General features: G+C 60.0%; 9 protein-coding genes. All 9 read left to right on the top strand.

Translation table 11 applies throughout. The features are described 5' to 3' along the window. Positions 1-105 precede the first annotated feature (105 nt). The 9 genes from arcC (at position 106) to PMI37_RS25435 (ending at position 10,791) form a co-directional block, all read left to right on the top strand. On the top strand, positions 106-1,035 hold the full coding sequence (arcC, locus tag PMI37_RS25475) for a carbamate kinase (RefSeq protein ID WP_008086544.1): 930 nt from the start codon (positions 106-108) through the stop codon (positions 1,033-1,035). Between the two features lie 62 nt (positions 1,036-1,097). Next, positions 1,098-1,460: a DUF5064 family protein gene (locus PMI37_RS25470; RefSeq protein ID WP_008086543.1), complete on the top strand. Its 363-nt coding sequence runs from the start codon at positions 1,098-1,100 to the stop codon at positions 1,458-1,460. Between the two features lie 202 nt (positions 1,461-1,662). Continuing rightward, the gene (locus PMI37_RS25465) at positions 1,663-3,171 is read left to right on the top strand and encodes a sigma-54-dependent transcriptional regulator (protein ID WP_008086541.1); all 1,509 of its coding nucleotides are present in this window, start codon (positions 1,663-1,665) and stop codon (positions 3,169-3,171) included. A gap of 432 nt (positions 3,172-3,603) precedes the next feature. Further along, the gene (gcvH, locus tag PMI37_RS25460) at positions 3,604-3,987 is read left to right on the top strand and encodes a glycine cleavage system protein GcvH (protein WP_008086539.1); all 384 of its coding nucleotides are present in this window, start codon (positions 3,604-3,606) and stop codon (positions 3,985-3,987) included. An 11-nt stretch (positions 3,988-3,998) separates the two neighbouring features. Then, a complete protein-coding gene (gene gcvP / locus PMI37_RS25455) occupies positions 3,999-6,851 on the top strand; it encodes an aminomethyl-transferring glycine dehydrogenase (protein ID WP_008086537.1) in 2,853 nt (950 codons plus the stop codon). 185 nt (positions 6,852-7,036) lie between these two features. Then, entirely contained in the window at positions 7,037-8,413 is a 1,377-nt protein-coding gene (locus PMI37_RS25450; RefSeq protein ID WP_008086535.1) for an L-serine ammonia-lyase, read from the top strand. Between the two features lie 49 nt (positions 8,414-8,462). Continuing rightward, the gene (gcvT, locus tag PMI37_RS25445; protein WP_008086534.1) at positions 8,463-9,587 is read left to right on the top strand and encodes a glycine cleavage system aminomethyltransferase GcvT; all 1,125 of its coding nucleotides are present in this window, start codon (positions 8,463-8,465) and stop codon (positions 9,585-9,587) included. 405 nt (positions 9,588-9,992) lie between these two features. Further along, positions 9,993-10,205: a cold-shock protein gene (locus tag PMI37_RS25440; RefSeq protein ID WP_003365337.1), complete on the top strand. Its 213-nt coding sequence runs from the start codon at positions 9,993-9,995 to the stop codon at positions 10,203-10,205. Positions 10,206-10,302: 97 nt separating this feature from the next. Further along, a complete protein-coding gene (locus PMI37_RS25435) occupies positions 10,303-10,791 on the top strand; it encodes an RDD family protein (protein ID WP_008086520.1) in 489 nt (162 codons plus the stop codon). The last annotated feature ends 8 nt before the right edge of the window (positions 10,792-10,799 follow it).

The raw sequence follows: 10,799 nt of genomic DNA, 5'->3' as shown, positions 1-10,799 counted from the left end.
GCCGAAGGCTGCGATCTTTTGACTTTGCTTGTTCAAGATCAAGATCAACAGATCGCAGCCTTCGGCAGCTCCTACAGGGTCATCGAATTCTGAAAGGATTGCATTATGCGTATCGTCGTAGCGTTGGGCGGTAACGCCCTGCTCCGCCGTGGTGAGCCGATGACCGCTGACAATCAGCGCGCCAACATCCGCATCGCCACCGAGCAAATCGCCAAGATCCATGCCGGCAACCAACTGGTCATCGCCCACGGCAACGGCCCGCAAGTCGGCCTGCTGTCGCTGCAAGCGGCGGCCTACACTTCCGTCACCCCTTACCCGCTGGACGTGCTCGGCGCCGAAACCGAAGGCATGATCGGCTACATCATCGAACAGGAACTGGGCAACCTGCTCGACTTCGAAGTGCCGTTCGCCACCCTGCTGACCCAGGTTGAAGTCGACGCCAACGACCCCGCGTTCAAGAATCCGACCAAGCCGATCGGCCCGGTCTACGACAAGGCCGAAGCGGAAAAACTCGCCGCCGAAAAAGGCTGGGCGATTGCCCCGGATGGCGATAAGTACCGTCGTGTCGTGGCCAGTCCACGGCCAAAACGCATCTTCGAAATCCGCCCGATCAAGTGGCTGCTGGACAAGGGCAGCATCGTGATTTGCGCCGGGGGCGGCGGCATCCCGACCATGTACGACGAGAACCGCAACCTCAAAGGCATCGAGGCAGTAATCGACAAGGATCTGTGCTCGTCACTGCTCGCCGAGCAACTGGAAGCCGATCTGCTGGTGATCGCCACGGACGTCAACGCGGCGTTCATCGATTACGGCAAACCGACGCAGAAAGCCATTGCCGAAGCGCACCCGGATGAACTCGAACGCCTCGGTTTCGCCGCCGGTTCCATGGGGCCGAAGGTGCAGGCAGCCTGCGAATTCGCGCGCCAGACTGGCAAGGTCGCGGTGATCGGTTCGCTGGCGGACATCGAAGCCATCGTCCAGGGCACGGCCGGTACGCGTGTGACCACCGCGAAGCCGGGCATCACTTACCGATAATTAGAAACTCCGGGGGCAGACCGAGGGTCTGCCCTTCTCCCATGCCTTGAAAGGAGAAAACCATGGCCCAATTCGAACCTGGTCACTTGCACATCGAGCGGCACGCGTTGACCGACGATGACGTCAATTACAACGTACACCTCGACTATGAAGTGTTTACCGATCCTTCGAAAGGCAAAGGAATACAGTTCACCCTGCATGGCAGCATGCAGGGCAAGGACATGAAGGAAACGTTTTTCCTGCCCAAGGAAGAGGCTTACAACTTCGCCCGTGACGTGACCCGCATCGCCGAGAAATACGGGATTCCCAAGGCGCACAGCCAGATCGGTTCGGTGCACAAGCATTACGACCTGATGTTTGAAGACATTCGGCAGAAGTTGAATATGCAATCCGGGGATCCGGTCAATCTTGAGCATTTCGAATAACCTGGATTTTGCACATCGATCGTTCCCACGCTCTGCGTGGGAATGCCGCCACGGACGCTCCGCGTCCGCTGTGACGCAGAGCGTCACGGGATGCATTCCCACGCGAAGCATGGGAACGATCAGCGCAGGACACAGATTTCACCATTAGCCCGCCCCAAGGCATACTTGCCACCCTCCGCTCTGCAGATCACTGAACCGCCCCATGCGTATCCACGTCAGTTTCATCGACCGCGTCGGCATCACCCAGGAAGTCCTGGCTATCCTCGGTGGGCGCAATCTCAATCTGGATGCGGTGGAGATGATCCCGCCGAACGTCTACATCGATGCGCCGACCTTGAGTCCGCAAGTGCTCGAAGAACTGAAAGATGCGCTGTTCCGCGTGCTCGGCGTGGAAGCGGTGACCGTGGTCGACATCCTCCCCGGCCAGCGTCGACACCTGCAGCTTGACGCGTTGCTTGCGGCAATGACCGATCCGGTTCTGGCGCTCGACAGCGCCGGCAAAGTGCTGCTGGCCAACCCGGCGTTGATCGCGCTCTACGGTCGTGAACCGGCCGGTGAAAGCGTCTCCGAACTGTTCAACGATCCCGGACTGCTCGACACCTTGCTCGAACACGGCTTCCGTTTGCCGCTGCGCGAAATCACCGTCAACGGCCAGACCCTGCTGCTCGACGCCACGCCGATCACCGACGCTGGCGCCCTGCTCACTTTGTATCAACCGAACCGTATCGGTGAACAACTCTCGGCACTGCACCACGACCACGCTGAAGGGTTCGATGCACTGCTTGGCGAATCCCCGGCGATCCGCACCCTCAAGGCCCGCGCGCAGCGTGTAGCAGCCCTCGATGCACCGCTGCTGATTCAAGGCGAAACCGGGACCGGCAAAGAACTGGTCGCCCGTGCCTGCCACGCGATCAGTGCGCGGCACAGCGCGCCGTTTCTGGCGTTGAACTGCGCAGCGCTACCGGAGAACCTCGCCGAAAGCGAACTGTTCGGCTACGCCCCCGGCGCCTTCACCGGCGCGGCGCGTGGCGGCAAACCGGGGCTGATGGAACTGGCCAACCAGGGCACGGTGTTTCTCGATGAAATCGGCGAGATGTCGCCGTACTTGCAGGCGAAATTGCTGCGTTTCCTGAACGACGGCAGCTTCCGTCGGGTGGGCGGTGATCGCGAGGTGAAGGTCAACGTGCGCATCCTCAGCGCCACTCACCGCGATCTGGAGAAAATGGTCAGTGAAGGGCTGTTCCGCGAAGACTTGTTCTATCGGCTCAACGTACTCAACGTTGAAGTGCCGCCGCTGCGTGAGCGCGGCCAGGACATTCTGCTGTTGGCGCGCTATTTCATGCAGCAGGCCTGTGCGCAGATTCAGCGCCCGGTCTGCCGCCTCGCACCAGGGACTTACCCGGCGCTGCTCGGCAATCGCTGGCCGGGCAACGTGCGGCAACTGCAGAACGTGATCTTCCGCGCGGCGGCGATTTGCGAGAGCAGCCTGGTGGATATTGGCGACCTCGACATCGCCGGCACCTCGGTGGCGCGGCAGACGGACAGCGATGTCGACAGCCTTGAACAAGCGGTCGAATCCTTCGAAAAAACGCTGCTGGAAAAACTCTACGTCAGCTACCCTTCGACGCGCCAACTGGCCAGCCGCCTGCAAACCTCGCACACGGCCATCGCCCATCGCCTGCGCAAATACGGCATCCCCAACAAACCCTGAGATCACCTCATACCCTGTGGGAGCTGGCTTGCCAGCGATGACGGCAGCACATTCAACATCAATGTTGGCTGACCCACCGCTATCGCTGGCAAGCCAGCTCCCACAGGTTTTGCAGCAGTCCTTCGATCTGCGTTAAAAACGACCTCCACCTGTACTGAAAGCGCTACAGCGGAATGATATCGTTACACCCTCCCCTGAACACCGCTGTGCAAGGCTTTGATCCCGTTCAGCTTTTCTCCCCGCTCCATGCCGTAGCGATTTCGCTACACACACCACTGAATCCTACTCTAAAAAATCACTCAAACCATTGATTTATAAGCATAAATAAACCTTGGCCGCATTCTTGCTATTCATCCCTCATAAATAAGGGCGTTCCCTGCCCAAGCCTTCCACCGCGTCCACCAGACGAGTCTGGCCCCCTGAGGAGTTTCCATGAGCGAGTTGCGTTTTACTGAAGATCACGAATGGCTGCGCACCGAAGCTGACGGCAGCGTTACTGTCGGCATCACTGCTTTCGCGCAGAACGCCTTGGGCGACGTGGTGTTCGTGCAACTGCCTGAGCTGCAGGCTTACGAAAAAGGCGCCGAGGCCGCCACCGTGGAATCGGTGAAAGCTGCCAGCGGCGTATACATGCCCCTCGACGGCGAAGTGCTGGCAACCAACCCGGCGCTGGAAGACAGCCCGGAACTGGTCAACGAAGATCCGCTGGGCGAAGGCTGGTTCTTCCGCTTCAAGCCAAGCGACGCCGCCGCTGTCGGCAAACTGCTCGATCAGGACGCGTACGACCGTCTGATCAAAGCCCAAGCCGAAGCCTGAGGAACACCGACATGACTCAAGTAAACCTTGGCACCGCCAACGAATTCATCGCCCGTCACATCGGCCCGCGCGCCGGTGACGAGCAAGCCATGCTCAACAGCCTCGGCTTCGATTCGCTCGAAGCGCTGAGCGCCAGCGTTATCCCGGAAAGCATCAAGGGCACCAGCGTGCTCGGCATGGACGACGGCCTCAGCGAGGCCGATGCTCTGGCAATGATCAAAGGCATCGCCGGCAAGAATCAGCTGTTCAAGACTTACATCGGCCAGGGCTACTACAACTGCCACACGCCGTCGCCGATCTTGCGCAACCTGTTGGAAAATCCGGCCTGGTACACCGCTTACACGCCGTACCAGCCAGAAATTTCCCAGGGCCGTCTCGAAGCGTTGCTGAACTTCCAGACCATGATCAGCGACCTCACCGGCCTGCCGATCGCCAACGCATCCTTGCTCGACGAAGCCACCGCCGCTGCCGAAGCCATGACCTTCTGCAAACGCCTGAGCAAGAACAAGGGCAGCCACCAATTCTTCGCCTCGATCCACAGCCACCCGCAAACCCTCGACGTGCTGCGCACCCGTGCCGAGCCACTGGGCATCGACGTGGTTGTTGGCGATGAGCGTGAACTGACTGACGTCACCCCGTTCTTCGGCGCGCTGCTGCAATACCCGGCGAGCAACGGTGATGTGTTCGATTACCGCGAACTGACCGAACGCTTCCACGCCGCCAACGCGTTGGTGGCCGTGGCCGCTGACCTGCTGGCCCTGACGCTGCTGACCGCCCCGGGCGAGTTCGGCGCGGACGTCGCCATCGGTTCGGCACAACGCTTCGGCGTGCCGCTGGGCTTCGGTGGCCCGCACGCCGCTTACTTCTCCACCAAAGATGCGTTCAAGCGTGATATGCCGGGCCGTCTGGTCGGTGTCTCGGTCGACCGTTTCGGCAAGCCGGCCCTGCGTCTGGCCATGCAAACCCGCGAGCAACACATCCGCCGCGAGAAGGCCACGTCGAACATCTGCACCGCGCAAGTGCTGCTGGCCAACATCGCCAGCATGTACGCCGTCTACCACGGCCCGAAAGGCCTGACGCAGATCGCTAAGCGCATCCATCACCTGACCGCGATTCTGGCCAAGGGCCTGACCGCGCTGGGCGCGACAGTTGAACAAGCCAGCTTCTTCGACACCCTGACCGTGGCCACCGGCGCGAACACCGCCGCGCTGCACGACAAGGCGCACGCTGCGCATATCAACTTGCGCGTGATCGACGCTCAACGTCTGGGCCTGTCGGTCGACGAAACCACCACTCAGGCGGATATCGAAACCCTGTGGGGCCTGTTCGCCGACGGCAAGACCCTGCCGGACTTCGCTGCGCTGGCCGCCTCGGTGCAAAGCACCATCCCAGCATCGCTGGTACGCCAATCGCCAATCCTCAGCCACCCAGTGTTCAACCGTTATCACTCGGAAACCGAGCTGATGCGCTACCTGCGCAAACTGGCGGACAAGGATCTGGCACTGGATCGCACCATGATCCCGCTGGGCTCGTGCACCATGAAACTCAACGCCGCCAGCGAAATGATCCCGGTGACCTGGGCTGAATTCGGTGCGCTGCACCCGTTCGCCCCGGCCGCACAGAGCGCCGGTTATCAGCAACTGACCGACGAACTGGAAGCGATGCTCTGCGCCGCCACCGGTTACGACGCGATCTCGCTGCAACCGAACGCCGGTTCGCAAGGTGAATACGCTGGTCTGTTGGCGATCCGCGCTTATCACCAGAGCCGTGGCGATGAGCGTCGCGACATCTGCCTGATCCCGTCGTCCGCCCACGGCACCAACCCGGCCACCGCCAACATGGCTGGCATGCGCGTTGTCGTGACTGCGTGCGATGCGCGCGGCAACGTCGACATCGAAGACCTGCGTGCCAAAGCCATCGAGCACCGCGAACACCTCGCCGCGCTGATGATCACTTACCCGTCGACCCACGGCGTGTTCGAAGAAGGCATCCGCGAAATCTGCGGAATCATTCATGACAACGGCGGCCAGGTGTACATCGACGGCGCCAACATGAACGCGATGGTCGGCCTCTGCGCACCGGGCAAGTTCGGCGGCGACGTCTCGCACCTGAACCTGCACAAAACCTTCTGCATCCCCCACGGCGGTGGCGGCCCGGGCGTCGGCCCGATTGGCGTCAAATCGCACCTGACGCCGTTCCTGCCCGGCCACGGCCAGATGGAGCGCAAGGAAGGCGCGGTCTGCGCGGCACCGTTCGGCAGCGCAAGCATTCTGCCGATCACTTGGATGTACATTCGCATGATGGGCGGCGCAGGCCTGAAACGCGCTTCGCAGCTGGCGATCCTCAATGCCAACTACATTTCCCGTCGCCTTGAAGAGCACTACCCAGTGCTGTACACCGGCAGCAACGGTCTGGTGGCGCACGAGTGCATCCTTGATCTGCGTCCGTTGAAAGACAGCAGCGGCATCAGCGTTGATGACGTCGCCAAGCGCCTGATCGACTTCGGCTTCCACGCGCCGACCATGTCGTTCCCGGTCGCGGGCACGCTGATGATCGAGCCGACCGAAAGCGAATCCAAGGAAGAACTCGATCGCTTCTGCGACGCGATGATCCGCATCCGCGAAGAAATCCGCGCGGTGGAAAACGGCACGCTGGACAAGGACGACAACCCACTGAAAAACGCTCCGCACACTGCGGCGGAACTGGTTGGCGAGTGGACGCACCCTTACAGCCGCGAGCAAGCGGTTTACCCGGTTGCGTCGTTGGTTGAAGGCAAATACTGGCCACCGGTCGGTCGTGTCGACAACGTCTTCGGCGACCGCAACCTCGTCTGCGCCTGCCCGTCGATCGAAAGCTACGCTTAAACGTGTAGGGGGCGAGCCACTCGCCCCCACCGCTTCACCTGAAGGAGCTGCCGAAGGCTGCGATCTTTTGATCTTGCTGTTGAAAGATCAGGATCAAAAGATCGCAGCCTTCGGCAGCTCCTACAGGGGATGTAACCAGCCTGATGTTTCGCCAATTCCTATAACAAGAAACCGGAGAACCACTCATGTCGTTAAGCGTGTTCGACCTGTTCAAGATTGGCATCGGCCCCTCCAGTTCCCACACCGTCGGCCCGATGCGTGCTGCTGCGCGTTTCGCCGAAGGCCTGCGACGTGAAAACCTGCTGACGGCCACCGCCAGCGTTCGCGTCGAGTTGTACGGTTCCCTCGGCGCCACCGGTAAAGGCCACGGCAGCGACAAAGCCGTGCTGCTCGGCCTCGAAGGCGAACACCCGGACACTGTTGATACCGAAACCGTCGCCGCGCGCCTGCAAGAAATTCGCGGCAACGGCCGGCTGAATCTGCTCGGTGAACACAGCATTGCGTTCAACGAGAAAGAACACCTGGCAATGATCCGCAAGCCGCTGGCCTATCACCCCAACGGCATGATCTTCCGCGCCTTCGATGCGGCCGGGCTGCAGATTCGCAGCCGCGAGTACTACTCCGTCGGTGGTGGTTTTGTCGTCGATGAGGATGCGGCCGGTGCCGACCGCATCGTTGAAGACGCCACGCCGCTGACCTTCCCGTTCAAAAGTGCCAAGGACTTGCTCGGCCATTGCACCACCTATGGTCTGTCGATCAGTCAGGTGATGCTGACCAACGAAAGCGCCTGGCGCCCGGAAGCGGAAACCCGTGCCGGGCTGCTGAACATCTGGCAAGTGATGCAGGACTGCGTTGCTGCCGGTTGCCGTAACGAAGGCATTTTGCCGGGCGGTTTGAAGGTCAAACGTCGGGCGGCGGCATTGCATCGGCAGCTGTGCAAGAACCCGGAATCAGCGCTGCGCGATCCGTTGTCGGTACTGGACTGGGTCAACCTGTATGCCTTGGCGGTCAACGAAGAAAACGCCAACGGCGGCCGCGTGGTCACGGCGCCAACCAACGGCGCGGCGGGGATTGTTCCAGCGGTGCTGCATTACTACATGCGCTTTATCCCCGGCGCGAATGACGACGGCGTCGTGCGCTTTTTGCTGACAGCAGCCGCCATCGGCATTCTGTACAAGGAAAACGCTTCGATCTCCGGCGCCGAAGTCGGCTGCCAAGGTGAAGTCGGCGTAGCGTGCTCAATGGCTGCAGGTGCGTTGTGCGAAGTGCTCGGTGGCAGTGTTCAGCAAGTCGAGAACGCCGCAGAAATCGGCATGGAACACAACCTCGGCCTGACCTGCGACCCGATTGGCGGACTGGTGCAGGTGCCGTGCATCGAGCGCAATGCGATGGGTTCGGTGAAAGCCATCAACGCGGTGCGCATGGCCATGCGCGGCGACGGCCAGCATTTCGTCTCCCTCGACAAAGTCATCCGCACCATGCGTCAGACCGGCGCCGACATGAAAAGCAAATACAAAGAGACCGCCCGCGGCGGTCTGGCGGTCAACATTATCGAATGCTAATTAGCCCCCTCTCTCTGGGAGAGGGTTGGTGTGAATCAAGGAGTTCCGCATGTCCACCGAACAACTGTCGAAAACCCCGCTGCATGCTCTGCACATCGAACTCGGCGCCCGCATGGTGCCGTTCGCCGGCTACGACATGCCGGTGCAATACCCGCTCGGCGTGATGAAAGAACACCAGCACACCCGTGAACAGGCCGGGCTGTTCGACGTCTCGCACATGGGCCAGATCCGCCTGACCGGCGCCAACGCCGCCAAAGCCCTGGAAACCCTGGTGCCGGTGGATATCATCGACCTGCCGGTGGGCATGCAGCGTTACGCGATGTTCACCAACGAGAGCGGCGGCATCCTCGATGACCTGATGGTCGCCAATCTCGGCAACGATGAGCTGTTCCTGGTGGTCAACGCCGCGTGCAAGGATCAGGATCTCGCTCATCTGCAAAAACACATCGGCGCTCAGTGCACCATTACGGAGCTGTTCGAGGAGCGCGCGCTGCTGGCGCTGCAAGGCCCGGCGGCCGTTACGGTGCTGGCGCGTCTTGCCCCGGAAGTGGCGAAGATGACGTTTATGCAGTTCAACCGCGTGTCGTTGCTGGGCGTCGATTGCTTCGTCAGCCGCTCGGGCTACACCGGTGAAGACGGTTTCGAAATCTCCGTGCCGGCCGCTGAGGCAGCAAAACTGGCGCGCGCCCTGCTCGCCGAACCGGAAGTCGAGGCCATTGGTCTTGGTGCTCGCGACTCGCTGCGTCTTGAAGCGGGTCTGTGCCTGTACGGCCACGACATGAACACCGAAACCACGCCAATCGAAGCCAGCCTGCTGTGGGCGATCTCCAAGCCACGCCGTGCTGACGGCGCACGCGCTGGCGGTTTCCCGGGCGCTGAGACCGTGTTCACCCAGCAACAAAATGGCGTAGCGCGCAAACGTGTAGGCCTGCTGCCACAAGAACGCACCCCGGTGCGCGAAGGCGCAGAAATCGTCAACGCGGCTGGCGAAATCATTGGCAGCGTGTGCAGCGGTGGTTTCGGTCCGACTTTGGGCGGGCCATTGGCGATGGGTTATCTCGACAGCGCTTATGTCGCACTTGATACAGCTGTTTGGGCCATCGTGCGTGGGAAAAAGGTGCAAATGCTTGTAAGCAAAATGCCATTTGTTCCACAACGCTACTATCGTGGTTGATTGACTGTTTCTATAAGTAACGCGGTTGCGTTAAACGTGCACTAATGTGTAACGCAACCGCCATAAAACAGTGCATTGTCTATCAACCGATTCGAATATGAACTTTGCTTATAACGTTCGAAAACAACTGAACAAGCAAATCGTCTAAGCCTGCACTAGTGGACCGACTAACAACCAGCAAGCGCAGGAAAACCGGGGTCTTCACAGGGCTTGTTTTTTCTCCCGTAGTTGGCGTAGAGTTTGTTCACTGTGTTTGCATGGGTCAGCTTGGAATCGTGACCTGGGCAGTAGCCTACAAGTTAGCTACATCCCGTTCGACGTCTTCTTACTCTCCTGCAACCAGCCCCAGTACTCTTTCATGTGAAGGAGACTGTCATTAATTTTTTGCGTCAAAGGAAATAAGAAATGGCTGAACGTCAGAGCGGTACCGTCAAGTGGTTTAACGACGAGAAAGGTTTTGGTTTTATCACTCCTGAAAGCGGTCCGGATCTGTTCGTGCATTTCCGCGCCATTCAGGGCAACGGCTTCAAAAGCCTGAAGGAAGGCCAGAAAGTGACTTTCGTTGCTGTGCAAGGCCAGAAAGGCATGCAGGCTGACGAAGTACAAGCAGAAGGCTAATCTTCTGTAACGAAAAAGCCCCTGATATTGATATCAGGGGCTTTTTTGTGCGCGCGAATCCGTAAAATGGCGCTTCCATTAGCGTCCAGAGGCTGCCATGTCGAAAAACCTGCTCACTCCCCAGGGCGATTTTCCTGCCGTTGGCCTGGGCCGTCGTCTGGCCGCGATGTTCTATGACTTCCTGCTGTGCACCGCTCTGCTGATCGTCACCGGTTTCATTTACAAACTGATCCAGGCCGCGATCATCGGCGAAGAACGCCTGCGCGTGCTGACCGATGCCGGAAAAATGGACGGCGACCCACTGTATTCGACGGTACTGTTGTTGGTGCTGTTTGGATTCTTTGCCAAGTTCTGGACCCACGGCGGGCAGACGCTGGGCATGCAGGTGTGGGGCATTCGTGTGCAGAACGCCGATGGCAGCGCGATCAGCCTGTGGCAGGCGCTGCTGCGCTTTATGGTGTCGATTGCGTCATGGCTGTGCGCCGGGATCGGATTCTTCTGGTCGCTGTATGACAAGCAGAAGCGCACGTGGCATGACATCTATTCGGATACTCTCGTGGTGCGAGTCCCGAAGAAACAAAAGTAAGCGCCCAC

Source organism: Pseudomonas sp. GM80, from assembly GCF_000282515.1.
Taxonomy (GTDB): domain Bacteria; phylum Pseudomonadota; class Gammaproteobacteria; order Pseudomonadales; family Pseudomonadaceae; genus Aquipseudomonas.
This window is presented reverse-complemented; position numbering and strand designations above follow the sequence as displayed.